Consider the following 16,660-nt stretch of genomic DNA (forward strand, 5'->3'; position numbering starts at 1 on the left):
TAATTGATTAGGAATATTATTTAGTCAGATATAAATATCCTGCCTCTTGTTTAGGGCTTGAATTATTATCCTTGTATCTTACTATGTAATAATAAGTTCCTTCCGGCAGTCCGTTTGATTCTTTAATTGTGGTTCTGCCTTCTGAGAAACCTTTAAACACAACATCGCTATTGTTATAATGATCTCTTTCGAAAACCAAAACTCCCCAGCGGTTAAATATCTGAACCGTATTGTCTGGGTAACATTCAATTCCTCTGATGTAAAATCTCTCGTTCATATCATCTCCGTTCAAAGAAACAGCATTATATATTTTTACTTGACAGCCGTTCACATCAATCTCTGTTGGAACATCTCCGTTATCATTGTTAGAATCTGATTTGTCTTCTACTTTTATACCGCTTAGAGTAGTTCCTGAAGCAGTTGCCTGATTCACTACTTTTCCAGCATTAATATCAGCCTGGGTTAGAGTATAAGTTCCTGTAAAAGTGTGAGAATCTCTTTCGCCTACTGCTAAACTTATTGGTCCTCCAGTAATTACAATTCCTGGTAAAAGATTGGAAATTGTAATATTTTGAAGAGGTACATTACCGTTATTTGTAATTGTATATGTGTAGGTTAAAGTTTCGCCAGCTTCTGCATTATCATTTTTATTTTGGTCGTTTAATTCCACTTTCATAACCAACGTGATTGACGGCACTTCCACAAAAATATTAACCGTTGCATCACTACAGTTTAATGGATTTGCTTTTTCACAAATTTGATAGGTTAATGTATGGCTTCCTCCTTTAGTTCCCGGAGCTACATCAATTGTTCCGTCACTGTTTAAAGTAATTCCTGCTGGAAAATTATTTGGTGTTAAAATAACATCTGCTGGATTTACTGGAGCACCGTTTAATTTATCATTGTCTAAAACATTAATTAATTCATCTGAACCATTAATTCCGTCAGCAGTTATATTATCATAATCATTTTCTGCTTCAATTCCGAAATAAGGCCTTGCATTACAGCCAGAAGATGGTGCAGGATAATTTACTGTTACTGATTCTGTAGGATTTAATGTAAATTGCATTGTAACAGCTGGTCTTGTTAATTCAAAACCGTCATTACCTTCAATCCACTGTCCGTTAACCAATACCCATCCCGGCCAGTCAATTGGTTTATTATTGCTGTCAACCACAGCACCCGGCCATAATACATTTCCGCTTAAAGGCATGTTGGTTTGAGTTGCTACAATATTATTAGCGCTGTCGATCCAGTTAATGGTCAATAAACCTTTTGGTGTGAAATTATCAGCTTTTACATTATATGAAACATAAGGCGTATTGTCTGAACAATAACTGTTGGCTGTAACTGTCATTTTAGGAGCTTCAACCGTAACTGAAACTATCGCTGAAGTACAGTTAGAAGGATTTGCTTTCTCACAGATTTCATAAGTTAAAGAATAATTTCCTGACGGAGCGTTTGGAATTAACTCAACTGTTCCGTCTGGTTTTAATGTTAGTACATTATTAGGATCTTTAACTAAAACATCTAATTTAACGTCTATAGGTAATAAAGGATCGTTGTTTAAAGTATCGTTTGTTAAAACATTTACTATTTCCACTACTTCATTTATACCCACTACAGTACCTATTGGATCTGGTGTTGCTACTAATGTAGTTTTATCAACCGTAATTGTAATGGTTGCCGGAGTTGCATCAACTGCTCCATTATTATCTGTTGCAGTGAAAGTGAATGTATCATTTCCAGAAAATGCACCGCTTGGATCATAAGTTAACATGGCAGCCTCTGCAGGTGTTAAAGTTTGATTAACTGTAACAGGCACTCCCGATAAAGCTAATACTCCATGAGCTGGTAATGTAGTTACTATATAATTTATAATTGTTCCGTCAGTATCAGTCGCCGTCAACGCTTTAATTGCAGTCGCTCCTGCTCTAGAAGGAATATTTGAATTGGTATTATCATGTGCTGCTGGTGCATTATTACCGATCGGAATTGTGATTGTTCCAGGTGTTACTGCGGTTAATCCTAAATCATCTGATGCGGTAAAAGTAAACATAACGTTTCCAGTAAATGTACCGCTTGGAGTATAGGTAATCATCGTAGCTTCTGCCGGTGTCAATATCTGGCCTACAGCAATCGGGGTTCCCATTAAACTTAATACTCCGTCTGGCGGCAAAGTTAAAATTGTATAATTAGCGATTGTTCCGTCAACATCTGATGCTGTTAAAGCATTGATGGTTGTTGCGCCTGCTGTTGATACAATTATATTATTTGTATCATCATTTGCTATTGGAGCATCATTTACTGCCGTGACAGTGATTTCTATATTCGCTGAAGCTGTCAGACTTCCATCGGTAACCACATAAGGGAAGCTTACCGGTGATGCCGAATTAAAGTCCGCTGATGGCGTAAAAGTAATTACTCCTGAAGCTGAGATGTTAACTGTTCCGTCTGGAACGGTGATAATCTGAGCTGAACCTGTTAATGCAGTTCCGTTGATTGAAACAATAGAAAGTGCATCTCCGTCAGCATCTGTGTCGTTGATAAGCGGTGTTAAAGTAACTGTATTATCTTCGGCAACCGTATATTCATCTTTTACAGCTGACGGAGCATCATTTACTGCCGTAACGGTGATTTCTATATTCGCTGAAGCTGTCAGACTTCCATCGGTAACCACATAAGGGAAGCTTACCGGTGCTGCCGAATTAAAATCCGCTGATGGCGTAAAAGTAATTACTCCTGAAGCTGAGATATTAACTGTTCCGTCTGGAACGGTGATAACCTGAGCTGAACCTGTTAATGCAGTTCCGTTGATTGAAACAATAGAAAGTGCATCTCCGTCAGCATCTGTGTCGTTGATAAGCGGTGTTAAAGTAACCGTATTATCTTCGGCAACCGTATATTCATCTTTTACAGCTGACGGAGCATCATTTACTGCCTTAACGGTGATTTCTATATTCGCTGAAGCTGTCAGACTTCCATCGGTAACCACATAAGGGAAAATTACCTGTGCTGCCGAATTAAAGTCCGCTGATGGCGTAAAAGTAATTACTCCTGAAGCTGAGATATTAACTGTTCCGTCTGGAACGGTGATAACCTGAGCTGAACCTGTTAATGCAGTTCCGTTGATTGAAACAATAGAAAGTGCATCGCCGTCAATATCTGTGTCGTTGATAAGCGGTGTTAAAGTAACTGTATTGTCCTCTGCAACCGTATATTCATCTTTTACAGCTGACGGAGCATCATTTACTGCCGTAACGGTGATTTCTATATTCGCTGAAGCTGTCAGACTTCCATCGGTAACCACATAAGGGAAGCTTACCGGTGCTGCCGAATTAAAATCCGCTGATGGCTTAAAAGTAATTACTCCTGAAGCTGAGATATTAACTGTTCCGTCTGGAACGGTGATAACCTGAGCTGAACCTGTTAATGCAGTTCCGTTGATTGAAACAATAGAAAGTGCATCTCCGTCAGCATCTGTGTCGTTGATAAGCGGTGTTAAAGTAACCGTATTGTCCTCTGCAACTGTATATATATCTTTTACAGCTGACGGAGCATCATTTACTGCCGTGACAGTGATTTCTATATTCGCTGAGGCTGTAAGAGTTCCATCGGTAACCACATAAGGGAAAATTACCTGTGCTGCCGAATTAAAGTCCGCTGATGGCGTAAAAGTAATTACTCCTGAAGCCGAAATATTAACTGTTCCGTCTGGAACGGTGATAACCTGAGCTGAACCTGTTAATGCAGTTCCGTTGATTGAAACAATAGAAAGTGCATCGCCGTCAATATCTGTGTCGTTGATAAGCGGTGTTAAAGTAACTGTATTGTCCTCTGCAACTGTATATATATCTTTTACAGCTGACGGAGCATCATTTACTGCCGTGACAGTGATTTCTATATTCGCTGAAGCTGTAAGACTTCCATCGGTAACCACATAAGGGAAAATTACCGGTGCTGCCGAATTAAAGTCCGCTGATGGCGTAAAAGTAATTACTCCTGAAGCCGAGATGTTGACTGTTCCGTCTGGAACGGTGATAACCTGAGCTGAACCTGTTAATGCAGTTCCGTTGATTGAAACAATAGAAAGTGCATCGCCGTCAGCATCCGTGTCATTGATAAGTGGTGTTAAAGTAACTGTATTGTCCTCTGCAACACTATATATATCTTTTACAGCTGCTGGAGCATTATTAATTGTAGGCGTAATCGTTTCTGAATTATTACCTAGAGTCACATCACTCTCCTCACCTGAAATACTTGCTGTATTAGCATAAATTCCTGTACTTTTCACAACTGCTTCCATTGTAAGAGTGGTACTGGCTCCATTGGCAAGATTTCCAATATTCCAATCTGGCGCTGACCATGTTCCTGTTGAAGGTGTTGCACTTACAAAAGTATAGCCTGATGGAAGAACATCTGTTACATTAACTCCTGTTGCTGTACTTGGCCCTGCATTGGAAGCTGTGATTGTAAATGTAACTGTTGATCCAACACTTGGAGTAGCATTATTTACTGATTTTGTTACCGAAAGATCTGCCTGAACTACAGGTGCAGCAGTTGCTGAATCATTTCCTGCAGTACCATCAGGGTTATTTCCAGAAATACTGGCAGTATTACTATATGATCCTGTCGCATTTACCGTTGTTGTAACTGATAAAGAAGCGCTTTCACCATTTGCAAGGGAACCAATCGTCCAATTGGGTGCTGACCAGGTACCTGACGAAGGCACCGCACTAACCAAACTATATCCTGATGGGAGTACATCATTTACAGTTACCCCCGTAGCTTTATATGGTCCATTATTTTTGGCTGTAATGGTAAAAATCACAGTATTTCCAACACTTGCTACAGAATTATCTGCCACTTTTGTAATTTCAAGGTCGGCAGGACAAAGCGCGGCATCAAAACTTCGAGTTGTAACTGATGTTCCGCCGCACGAGGTAGTTACAGTATATTGAACTGAAACCGTTCCTACAGCAGTAAAGTTCAAAGTATTTCCTGATAAGCTGCCAGGACCACTTACAATACTTAATGTACCTCCAGCCGGAGTTGGATTTAATAAAACAGGATCATCGACACAATATTTTGAATCTGGTCCTCCTCCTGTTGAAATCGGCTGGATAGCTGGATTGGATTCCGCACCACATATCTGTACATTCGCTGTTGCGAAAGTATAACTAGTTTCATTAGTACTATTATTAGTACCATCTCCCATACTTCCGCTGATTCTATGTCCTACATATCCAAACTTAGTTTCACAGCTTTTTACCAGCATCGAAGTATGTCCTCCAGTCTCAACCGCCAGTATATTATCTGAATTCAGAAGGCCTCCAGGAGTTGTAGGATTATTAGCTGTACCACTTCCTATTCCAAGTAACGAACCGTTGCTGTTACCAAAGGCATATATTTTATTGCCGTTGGTTAAAACGTTTATAGCAGCATACTGCGAATCATGTTCTTGAGGGCTAAACCATTTAACATCATTCATAAGTGCAGTACTCGAAGAGTTATATCGCGGCTGAACCCAAGCTAATCTTTCAGTTGCAGTAGACCAGTCTCCTAATTGTCTGTTAGTGTTATTACCTAACGCGTATAAACTTCCATCTGTTGCTAAAATATAATGTGATCTTAGTGTACCATTACCAGTCGATCCAATCATTTTTGGTGTAATTCCAACTGGAATGCTCATTGGTGCGGCATAGTTTTGAGTTGCAGCAACAGTGCTGTTTCCTAAAAATACATTCACTCCCCATACATAAACAGTCCCATCAGATTTCAATGCCATAAGTCCGTCATTATTACCTCTACAGGCCACCACATCAGTCAAAAATGGATTACCAGCCTCTGAAGTCCTTACTCTGTACCATGTTGTATTATTTCCCAAAGCTCCATTCCCCCTAACGGCAGCAGTTTGTGAAATTACCCACACATCGCCGCTGCAGGTAGTAATTGCAAGCGTTTTGTAAGTTCCAAACATCATCTTAACATCACCAGGTGACACACCAGCCGGAAGACCATTAGTATTTCCGCCTATAGTAAGCTTTTGAAAAACAGCATTGGTAGTAAGCGATGCATCGAGCACCATCCCTGGTTTTGACCAAGCATACAAACCATCTGTCGCTAAAAGTATTCCTTGAACATTATTAGAAGAAGTACTTCCTAATGCTGCTTTTAAAGGAACTGCCCCTGCTGATAATGCAGGAAAATTAGTTCTGTTAATAGTTACAGGTGCTAACTGGTTTGCGCCTGTATTGGAAATTGTTTCACCCCAAGTCTGAAAAGATCCGTCAGAGGTTCTTACAATGGTAGTATGCCAGCTCGAAACAAAGTTATCATACTCTATAGTAGCAGCATTGTTATTTGACGCTGCTCCAAAATTCGATAAGTCTGTATTGGAACAGCCAGCTATAGGCGTAGCACATTGAGCGTTTGAGAGCTCAATGCCAGCAAAAAACACAACAAGTAGATATAGTGTGTTTTTTAAGTCCAATATTTTTTTAAAATTAAAGTAGTTTTTTATCATAAGTAATCGGTTATTTTATTTTCTGCGGCAGGTTATAGGTCTTTACTTCATTATTGAAATCATAAAAATCAAACATTAAATACGTTTCATTGTTTATAGTTCCTGAAACCTTATATTTGAGTGTTTGATTTTTAGCTGTCAAAATAATCTCCTTTTCAACTGGCTCTGCGTTAAGCAATACGCCTATTCCTGCAACTGACATCTTTGGAGCTGGTAATTGGGTAATTGAATTATCTATTGATATAATTTCTGCAGGAACACTGATTATTAAATCTGAATAATTTTTTCCCCTTTCAAGCTTTTGAGAGAATTTGACTTTTGAAAAATCAAAAGACAGCTTTACAGGCTCTACCTTAACACGAAATCTTTTTGGAAAAACCGCATGATCACATTCTCCGTCATGTTTTGCGTTTTCCTGAAAGCTTACTTCGTATATACCAGGTTGTTTAAACTGGTAATTATTGATTTCGCTGCCATTTAAAAAATTACTGCTGTTGCTTTTAGAATTTGTAATTGTCCAAGTTGCGGCTGAATCAACATTTCCAAAATCAATTTTTTCATCAAAAGAAATTGTTTTATAAAACTGTTCAGAAACTGTACTTAGATTGTTTTGAGCTGTAGTCTTGTAACTAAAAAACAAGCTGTACAATAAAAAATAAATTAAGAGTTTTTCGTTTTTGAAGCTGAATGAATTCCAGTAATTAGTCGATGTCATAAAATGAAAAATTTAGTTACGATAGCTTTTCGCTAACCGGGTGCGAAAATAAATATCTACATCGGGCCAAATTAGGCCGGCACTTTATCTATTACGTAAAAAGAAAAACATTATATGCTGAAAAAAAACATATAAACCTCGTTTACAGAACATTAAAAAAGCACATTGTAAAGTTCTTTTTGAAGCAATAAGAGCTGTGAGTATATAGAATTACTGACAAATGCATTCAAAGCAAAGATGCTGCTTCTCATTTTTTAGTTAATTGATAAAGCTTGAACGCTCAATCAAGAGAATAAAAGTAGTACAGTCGAAAAAGTTTGTTTTTCCCACTCAAAACTATTCCACAAAATTATTTATAACGTAAAGATTTAATCTTGTGAATAATGCCTAGAATTGACTAACTTATTATAATTTTGACTACTTTAGAACATTGCTGTATTTTTAAATCTACTAGTATAAATATCTTTCAATAACAGAATCAAAATCTCAAGGATAATTGTAAAAAGTAGATTTCAAAAATTCTTCTAAAATTCTTAAAACAGCTGTTAAAACAAATAATACCATTGCTATTAGCCTAATTATTTAATATTTACATTACTAATTTATATGCACCTAAAATCTTTTTTCATATTTACTATTCTTACTATTTTTAATTCTTTCACTTATTCCCAAAATTCAAAATACGATAAGGTTTTCTCGGAAACGGCTCAAGTTTTATTGAGTTCGAACCCAAAGAAAGCCTTGCATAATACTGACTATCTGTATAAAATTTCGCAAAATAATTTAGAAAGAATTAAAGCCTGCATGTTAAAGGCTACTATCCTGCGCCAATATGGGTTACGCAATGAAGCAATTTCTTCATTAAAACGAGCTGACAGTCTTGGGCTGATTGATCAAAATTATACAATGCAGGCACGAATAAATGGCTTCCTATCAACTCTCTACAGAGAAAATGAAATTTACAGTATAGGAAAAATTCATCTCCAGAAAGCAGTGGCTGTCAGCAGAAAAATAAAGGATAAAAACGAGATGTATAAATTTCAGGGGAATTTATCACAGGAACTTGCCTATTATGAGATGTATGCTTTAAATTATTCAAAAGCAATATCAAATCTTAAAGCAGGAAATCAATTGTTTAAAAAAGCGGGTGCAAGTATTGATGTCAATTTTCAGACCGCTGTAAACGATGAAATGATAGCTAAAAATTTCCTGCTGTTGAATAAAACTGACTCCTCTCTCACTTATTATCAAAAGGCATATAAGGAACTTGAAGCATCCCAGTCATCACAAAGCCCGTTAAAAGGTTTTATATATAATGGATTTGCCAGCGTCTATACTGCAATAGGAGATTATCCCAAGGCGCTCCTGAATTATCAAAAGGCTGAAGAAATAGCAGAGGCTTCTAATTTTTTCACACTTAAACAGGAAGTATATACCTCTTTAATGGAATTTTATAAAAAAACAGATAATCAAAAATATATTGAATACAATGAAAGGAATGTAAAACTGACGAAGGATGATGAGTACAATCGCAAAATTATTGCAGATGATTTAATTAAAACCCTTCATAAAAAGCAGTCAATAAATCAGTCCAATTACAAAAAAAGCACCTATATTATTATTGGGATATGTATCTGCATTGTTTTACTTACCATAGGAATCTATTTCTATAGAAGAAAACAAGATTATAAAAAATTTAAAAATTTTATTGATAAAAATGCGGCGGCTACATTAAATGAAGAAAACGATCAAGAAGTATTGAAAGCAGTAACTGCTAAAAAAGATACGTCAAGAGAATATATGTCCGAAGCAACTGAAAATAGTATTTTAAACGGATTACAAGAGCTTAAAAAGTCAGACTATTATCTTAATAAAGATATCTCACTAAATTCTGTTGCTGCCGAACTTAATATTAACCAACGCTATTTATCTTATGTAATCAACAAGCATAAAGCAAAAGATTTTGCTAGCTACATCAATGAACTGCGAATAAATTACATCATCGACCGATTAAAAAATGATGAAAACTACCTAAAATATAAAATTAGTTATCTTGCCGATCAATGCGGTTTTTCATCACATAGCAGGTTTACAATTACATTTAAAAAAGTAACTGGAGTTTCTCCAATGAACTTCATTACATATCTGCAAAAAGAAAATGAAGAGAAAAAAATAAATTAAATTAAAAAGAGCTGTTGGCAAAACAGCTCTTTTAGGTTTTTCAAATAGTGTACAAGCTTACTAATTCAAATACTTCTAAAATAATAATGAATGAAAAACCAATAATTATAATTAGATCGTTAAACTGTTAAGGTTTCGATTTTACGCTACAGTTATATACTTTTTGCAGTCAGATTTATTTTTTGAAATTTCTAATCCCCTCTTGCAGCCACTCATAGTAGCCGTTAATATCTGGATTATAAGCAGAGGGTTTGTTAAGATCATTTTCTTTATGATCCATTAAAACGTAGTAAGGCTGCGCATTGGTTTTATATTTTAAAATCTGCAGTTCACTCCATTTCTGTCCTGTGTATTTCAAGACTTTACCAGTAATTTTAGAAACAACCTGTTCTTCAATTGGAAGTGGTCTTTTATCATCAACATATAAAGAAATCAAAACAACATCGTTATTTAAAACATTCAAGACTTTAGGATCTGGCCAAACGCGTTCTTCCATTTTGCGACAGTTTACACAGGCATATCCTGTAAAGTCAATCATTATGGGTTTGTTTACTTTTTTGGCGTAAGCTAAACCTTGCTCATAATCATGAAAAGTAGGAATTCCGTTTGGACCACTTTCCGCGCCTTCTGGTAAAGCTGCTTTTTCTGTGTTTTGCGTTACTGCATTTCCAAAACCATTTGGTGATTCGCTGTATTGTTTTGCCGGAGGAAATCCGCTGATATACTGTAAAGGCGCTCCCCAGAGCCCTGGAATCATATAAACTACAAATGACAATACGATAATTCCTAAGCTCAATCTTCCAACAGAAATATGAGTTACAGGTGTATCATGCGATAATTGGATTTTCCCGAACAAATAAAAAGCCAATACAGTAAAAATAGCAATCCAAATTGCAAGGAATACTTCTCTTTCTAATAAATGCAGCTGCAAAACTAAATCAGCATTCGATAAGAATTTAAGGGCTAAAGCCAATTCTAAAAAGCCTAAAACTACTTTTACAGAGTTCAGCCAGCCTCCTGATTTTGGCAGTGAGTTCATCCAGCCTGGAAATGCTGCAAATAAAGCAAATGGCAATGCAATTGCTAATGAAAAACCAAGCATTCCGACAATTGGTGCAATTCCCGCCTGACTTGCTGCCTGAACTAATAATGTCCCAACAATTGGTCCAGTACATGAAAATGAAACTACAGCCAAAGCCAATGCCATAAAGAAAATACCAAGAACACCACCAATTTCTGATTTTTGGTCAATTTTGGTCAGCCATGAACTTGGCAGTACAATTTCAAAAGCTCCTAAAAATGATAACGCAAAAACCAGTAGGAGAAGAAAGAATACGATATTAAAAACAACATTTGTAGCTAAAGCATTCAGGGCATCTGCACCGAAAATGGCTGTAACCAGACTTCCCAAAATCACATAAATCACGATAATAAAAATACCATACATCACTGCATTTTTAATTCCTGCAGCTTTATTTTTACTTTGTTTGGTAAAGAAACTTACTGTCATAGGGATCATTGGAAATACGCAGGGCGTAAACAAAGCCGCAAGACCTCCTAAAAAGCTGAAGAAAAATAATGTCCATAAGCTTTCATCAGGGGCTGTTTTTCCTGTTGAAGCTTTTTGGGCCGTATTATTTACGTTTTTAGGAATGTCTGTGCTGGCAATAGAAACAGAATCTGTTGTGTTGTTTGTGGTATCCTGTTTAGCAGTAGATTCATCTGTGGCAGGCGAATCGGTATTTTTTTGAACTGTACTTAATGCTGAAGTTTCATTGTTTTGAAACGGCAGATTTGATTTTTTGAATGTGAATTTAACTTCCTTATCGGTTGGAGGCAGGCAGCTGTTATCATTGCAGACCATAAAAAATATGCTGGCATTGATGGTAAAAGCATCTGCAGATTTTCGTTCTATATCTTGGGTGAAAACTGCTTTGTCTGCAAAGTATTTAATCCTCATTTGAAAAACCGGATCATCTACCTCATGTCCCTCTGGTTCAACAACAGCTCCAATAGTTTTAAAATTTTTCGATTTAGGAAAAGTAAAACTTGTGGGTGCCGGGCCGCCTTTTGGCACATTCTGAGAATAAATATGCCAGCCTTTATCGATCTTGGCCCTTATGATTAGGGTATATTTGTTCTCTCCAATTTCTTTTACGGAAGAAGTAAACGAAACTGGATCGTAAATTTGGGCAGTAAGATTACTTACCGCAAAGAAAATTGCGATAAAAAGAAATATTTTTTTCATGTTATTGGAATATTTAGAATTGCCTTGTGCAGCTTTCAATCCTCCGCAGCCATTGTTAAATTTCAAATCCTGACAATGGCGGGAGAAATGTTTATTAGATAATTATTTTTTATACCTTGACAAAATCCAATTAGAGATGTCCTGCAAAACTTCGGGGGCAAAAACCTCATCGATTTCTTTACTTTCACTCTGCTTGCAGGTTATGCAGTGCTGATACATATGATTTAGATTTGGATAGATTTTGGTTGTGACGTCGCTGCTTTTGAGGTATTTTTTAAAACTTTGCAGATTTTCCTGTGCCGGAACTTGAATGTCTTTATCTCCATTTACAGCCAAAACTGGAATTTCAATTTTTGGCAGATAATCCTTGGGATCGTAATGAATCGAGTAACGGTACCATCTGCGTTCTGCATCTTTACCGTAACGGTATATAAAATCTTTCTCGCGTCCGCCCCACATATGAATCTCTTTTAGAGTAGTCGAATCCTGTGTTTTGAGCCACTGGTCCAGTTTTAGCTGCAGTACCGGTGTTACAGAATCTGTTGGTTTTGTATCGTAAACGGCTTTAAACATGATGTTATACATTTCCATTTGTTTATTCACCACTTTGTCTGAAAAACCATAATTTTTGAGAATTGCCGTGTTTTGCAGGTTTAGCATTTCAAGTCCGCTTACTGCAACACCTGATAAACTTACCATAAACTTTACATTTTTATTTCTTGCACTCACAATTGAAGCGATCATCCCGCCTTCGCTGTGGCCGATTAATCCAATATGAGAAGCATCAATATTTTTATCACTTTTTAAGTATGCAATCTGCGCATCAACATCATCTGCAAAATCTCCTGTTGTTGCATTTTTAAAATCGCCCGACGTCTTACCTATTCCTCTGTCATCAACACGCAGAGAAGCAATTCCTTTTCGAGCAAGTTCATCAGCCAGGACTGTAAAAAATTCCCTGCCCATATAGGTGTAGTTTCGGTCATGCTGTCCAGTTCCAGAAATTAAAATCGCCAGAGGATACTTCTTTTTATCCTGCGGAATTGTTAAGGTTGCTCCGTAGGTTAATTTGGTGCTTTTTCCTAGAAAAGTCATATCAATAACCTGATACGGATATGGCTTTTTAGGATGTTGCGCAAAAAACAAAGGCTGTATTTCTTTTTCCTTTTTTAAAACAACTGCTGTATTTGGAATGGAGTAATAATTAAAGATTCCTGAAATAGCCGTTTTCTCTGGGTTATACTTTCCTTTAAAAGAGAAACCATACATCTCATTTTTAAAAGACAGGCTGTCTCCTTTTATTTCAGTAACTACTTTTTTATTGATATCTAATTCAGGAATACTGACACTCAGCGAATCTGTTTGGTAGCTGTCCATATTTCCCGATAAAATAATACGGTACGAATGATGCTGGCCCTGCCAGATAATTTGTGCAAAACTATACTGGCTGGTCATCATCAAGAAAAATAACGATCTTAAAAGAAGGTTTGTTTTCTTTAAATTAAATAATCCTTTCATTATTTTTTCTCTGACTTTAAGTACTCAACAATAATTGAAATTTCATCTACCAATTCGCTTGGGCTTCCAAAATATCCGTTTGACATCCAGCGTAATTTTCCATCGGCATCAATAATCATTTTCTCTGGAATACCAGAAAATTTAAATGCTTTCGAGTACTGCTCATATACTAGATCTAACTTTCCTGTTTTAGGATTTTTTCCATCATACAGTATATTAAAATCAAATCCTTTTTCTTTGATAAATGCCTGGGTCTGCTCTTTATAATCCTTTATATATTCCTGCGTATCTACAAAATAGAATTTTACGTTCGCATCTTTTTTGTATTTTTCAACTGCCATCTGCATTCCCGGCATAGCATTTTTACATGGTCCGCACCACATTGCCCAGAAATCAAGTACTACGATTTTTCCTTTTTGATCAGATAGTTTTACTCTGCCGCCTTTGCTGCTTTCTAAATCAAAACCTGCAATTGGAAGGTTTATCAATTCTGAAATTACTTTCTTCTTATGTTGCTCAATATTGCTTAAAGATTTTAAAGATTCTAAGTAAGCCTCAAATCCTGCAGCCGCACCACCTTCTTTTAGGTAAATTTCTTTTAAAGAAGCCAGCATCTGTGGTGTTACCTGATTTTGTTTTACTGCAAGTGCCATATAATTTTTAGCATCGGCTGTTTGTCCTTTTCGTAACAGCATTCTGGTATATACTTCATTGTATACAGCATCATTATAACCGTATAAAGGTTTAATTTTTGCCATATATTTTTCTTCTACATCATAGTTTTTTATTGCTTCAGCCAATTTAGCATAAGTAAAATATTCTCTTGCCATCATTTGTAAAGCCTGCTCCTGCCATTCTTTCAAAGATAATTTTCCAGCAAACATTTTTGGAACATAGGTTAATCTGTTTTCCATTTCTCCCATAAAAATATCTGCATACTTTTTTAAAGTTTCTATAGAAGCTTTTTCAGTTCCTTCGTGATCTCTGTCAAAAGGAATTGATACTAAGTGCCAGTGATAGTCCAATAAGTTTGTAAAAGAAACTGATTTTACACTGTTAAGAGCATAATTGTAATCCTTATTATTTACGATATAGCCATAAACGATTGATTTAATCATTTTATCATAATACAAACTTTCTACATCAGTATAAACATCTTCAAATTTGCTTTGCGGAAAGTTTTTATTGAATTCATCATATGATTTTACTTTTTTAGAAAAATCAGGTTCTTTAAATATATCCTGAATTTCTTTGTCTCTGGCTAAAACACCAAAAGGATATTTCATTACTAAAACCTTTTGAACAGAATCTGTAAATACTTTATTTGTCGAATTATCTAATAAATACAATGTCTTTTGAATATCATATTGTGTTGTATTATCTAGATTTTTTTCGGCTAATAAACCTCGTAATTCTTTCTTGATAGCTGCAGACTGATCGGTACCAGTTGAAAGCTGTTTTAATTTTAATCCGTAGTAAAAAACTTTTTTGCGGCTTTCGGGATGGTATTGCAATTCATAGTTGATCCACATCAAACCAACCTGATCTGCAATGTATGCGCTGTCACTTACCACATTTGGAACTTCATTTTGAAAGGCCCTGCTTCTCAAAATTCCCCAGCCCGTATACGCTCCGGGAACTTGTGCAAACATGTAAGCGTGAGGCATTCTTTGTCCTCTGTCAACTATGGTATCGGATTTGAAAACGCAGTTAATAAACGAAGCATGATCTGAAAGTTTCATTTTGGCTTCCCATTTTTTATCTCCTGCGGCTTTTAAAGTAATATCATTCGTAATCCATTTAAAATTATCATAGGTATACACTACCCCATTTACATACATGGCATTGGCCAGCGGTCCGTCGGCGGCATTATAAGTTATAGTGATCTCATCTCCTGGATTTGGATGTTCAGGAGACAGAACAATTTTCTGCATCGGTGCTGCATCTTGTGCCAATAAACCTGTTGTGATACTCAGAAAAAATAGTACCAGTTTTAATTTTTTCATTTTCTTTTTTTGAATTTAGTGCACCCGAAAAAATCGAGTGCACATTTTTAATTAAATAAATTATGGATTCTGTTGTAAGTTTGGAGCATATTCAAAATAAATTGGAGCAAAAGGCATTTGATAACGATCACTATTTGGGGCAAGTGTGAAGGTTTGTCCTGCAAAATCATGGGTAATGGTTTTGGCAAATTCGGGTTCTTTGTTTAAGCGTTTTAAATCAAACCATCTAAAGCCTCCAGTTGCCATTAACTCTCTCCTTCTTTCTGCTAAAACTTTGATTAGAGCGTCTTTACTGTCTGCTGCTGTCATAGCAGTGTATTGTGAAGCTCTGAATCTTTTTTGTCTTAATTTATTTATTTCTGCAATTGCTAAATCGCCAGAACCTGCTCTCGCCAGACATTCTGCTTTTATCAGCATCATTTCAGGAACTGTTGGACCTGCATTTCTGCTTTCTCCCGTTAAGCCTTCTTTAGAATATGTTCTTCCTAAAGTATATTCCGAATTAAAACTGCTTGATGGCTGTGTAAAAAGTACGTAGCGTAAATCATTGGTATCAAACGAATTGATCAACTCATTGCTTAACGATAATATTTGCGGTGCATAAGAGTAAGAACTATATCCATTCCATTTTGATAAAATCAATTCTTTATCAAGTTTTCTTGACGGATAAGCCGCAAATTCATAATCTTCCAGATTGTTAAGTGTGTTTTGTAATGCTAGTGCTTTTTCGGCATTTTCCAAAGCCAGCGGATAATTACGCATATACAAATAGGTTCTCGCCAAAAGTGCATATGCCGCTGCTCTGGATGGAAAGGCCACATTGTTGCCAGAATTTACAGATTTTAACCCTGAATTTACTGCATCATTAAGATCGCTAAGAATTAGATTGTAAGCATCCTGTACAGAACTTCTTTTAATGTCATCTGAAACAGTTGGTGTTGTAAAAAGAACAATTCCCAGATCTGTAGCCGAAGTATTGGCATCATACGCTTTTCCAAAAGTATTCACCAGCGTTAGAAAAATAAAGGCACGATGTACTTCTGCTTCACCCTTTATGGCTGCTTTTTCGGCTTCCGTTCCATTTTTACTTTTCATTACTTCATTGATAACTACATTAACAGTGTATAATGCATTATAAAGATTACTCATATCATAATCCGTCTCACCGTCAAAATAGACAACATCAGACCATTTATACAAATTTCTAAAAGGTCGAAGGTAATCTGCAGCGGCTAATGCAGTGGTATGAGCTTCATTTTGAAAACTAATATCATCAGATGCTACATCTATACTACCATAAGTTTTGTCTAATGTAGAACTGTTATTTAGAAGATATCTATAATTTGATGTTTCTTCAGGTATTAGTTTCCCTTCTGTTTTGATATCCACATAATTATCACAGCTTAAAACAAGAACTCCCGCTGCAGCAATTGCTATGTATTTTAAATATTTTTTCATCTTTAAAA

The 16,660-nt window shown here is 36.2% G+C and carries 7 protein-coding genes; 1 reads left to right on the plus strand and 6 read right to left on the minus strand.

Annotated elements, in window-relative coordinates:
• Window positions 1-16 precede the first annotated feature (16 nt).
• Together QMG60_RS17190 and QMG60_RS17195 are read right to left on the minus strand one after the other, a co-directional pair.
• Window positions 17-6,526, minus strand: coding sequence for an Ig-like domain-containing protein (locus QMG60_RS17190; protein WP_281865774.1), 6,510 nt, complete (start codon window positions 6,524-6,526; stop codon window positions 17-19).
• A 10-nt stretch (window positions 6,527-6,536) separates the two neighbouring features.
• A complete protein-coding gene (locus tag QMG60_RS17195; protein ID WP_281865775.1) occupies window positions 6,537-7,241 on the minus strand; it encodes a hypothetical protein in 705 nt (234 codons plus the stop codon).
• 906 nt (window positions 7,242-8,147) lie between these two features.
• On the opposite strand from QMG60_RS17195, the gene QMG60_RS17200 reads away from it, so the two are divergent.
• On the plus strand, window positions 8,148-9,422 hold the full coding sequence (locus QMG60_RS17200; RefSeq protein WP_281865776.1) for a helix-turn-helix domain-containing protein: 1,275 nt from the start codon (window positions 8,148-8,150) through the stop codon (window positions 9,420-9,422).
• 175 nt (window positions 9,423-9,597) lie between these two features.
• Here the strand turns inward: QMG60_RS17200 and QMG60_RS17205 are convergent, their stop codons facing one another.
• From QMG60_RS17205 to QMG60_RS17220, 4 genes are all read right to left on the minus strand, one after another.
• The gene (locus QMG60_RS17205) at window positions 9,598-11,670 is read right to left on the minus strand and encodes a thioredoxin family protein (RefSeq protein ID WP_281865777.1); all 2,073 of its coding nucleotides are present in this window, start codon (window positions 11,668-11,670) and stop codon (window positions 9,598-9,600) included.
• Window positions 11,671-11,772: 102 nt separating this feature from the next.
• Window positions 11,773-13,188 carry an alpha/beta hydrolase gene (locus QMG60_RS17210; protein WP_281865778.1) on the minus strand — a complete coding sequence of 472 codons (1,416 nt, stop codon included), beginning with the start codon at window positions 13,186-13,188 and terminating at the stop codon, window positions 11,773-11,775.
• A complete protein-coding gene (locus QMG60_RS17215) occupies window positions 13,188-15,194 on the minus strand; it encodes a TlpA disulfide reductase family protein (protein WP_281865779.1) in 2,007 nt (668 codons plus the stop codon). The genes QMG60_RS17210 and QMG60_RS17215 overlap by 1 nt, the downstream gene beginning before the upstream one ends.
• A gap of 60 nt (window positions 15,195-15,254) precedes the next feature.
• Window positions 15,255-16,652, minus strand: a complete 1,398-nt coding sequence (locus tag QMG60_RS17220; RefSeq protein WP_281865780.1) for a RagB/SusD family nutrient uptake outer membrane protein — start codon at window positions 16,650-16,652, stop codon at window positions 15,255-15,257.
• Between the last annotated feature and the right edge of the window lie 8 nt (window positions 16,653-16,660).

Origin of the sequence: Flavobacterium sp. GSB-24, from assembly GCF_027924665.1 — a bacterium.
GTDB lineage: Bacteria > Bacteroidota > Bacteroidia > Flavobacteriales > Flavobacteriaceae > Flavobacterium.